The organism is Methylobacterium crusticola (assembly GCF_003574465.1).
GTDB classification, from domain to species: Bacteria; Pseudomonadota; Alphaproteobacteria; order Rhizobiales; family Beijerinckiaceae; genus Methylobacterium; species Methylobacterium crusticola.
In genome coordinates this window covers 1-376 of sequence record NZ_QOWC01000542.1, presented here as the reverse complement: position 1 = coordinate 376, position 376 = coordinate 1, and the positions used below count along the sequence as shown (strand labels likewise).

1 pseudogene is annotated in these 376 nt (G+C 80.6%); it reads right to left on the bottom strand.

The annotated features are described in order from the left end of the window. A pseudogene (locus DT057_RS35270) lies at positions 1-342 on the bottom strand (hypothetical protein); the annotation flags it as partial. Between the last annotated feature and the right edge of the window lie 34 nt (positions 343-376).

The following is a 376-nucleotide window of genomic DNA, read 5'->3' as shown; positions in this document are numbered from 1 at the left end:
CGCCACGGTCCCGGGCTTCGCCGGGCCCGCCTCGGGCGGCTTCGCCCCCGGCACGCTGCCCGGCCCCGGGGCCGCGCCCGCGGCCGGGGCGCCGCCGGGCCGCGCGTCTCCGGGCTTCGCCTCGCCGGTCCTGGGCTCTCCCGGCTTCGGGTCGATGGACTTCGTGTCGATGGGTTTCGTGTCGACGGGCTTCGCCTCGCCCGGCTTGGCCTCGTCGAGCTTGAGCGGGCCGCTGCCCGGCCCCACGGCCGGCCTCGCGGCGCTGCCGGGGGCGGGCGTCGCGGGCTTGGCGTCCGCGGGCTTGGCGTCCGCGGGTTTGACGTCCGCAGGCCTGGCGGCCATGCCCGGGCTCGACGGGCTCGACGGGCTCGACGGG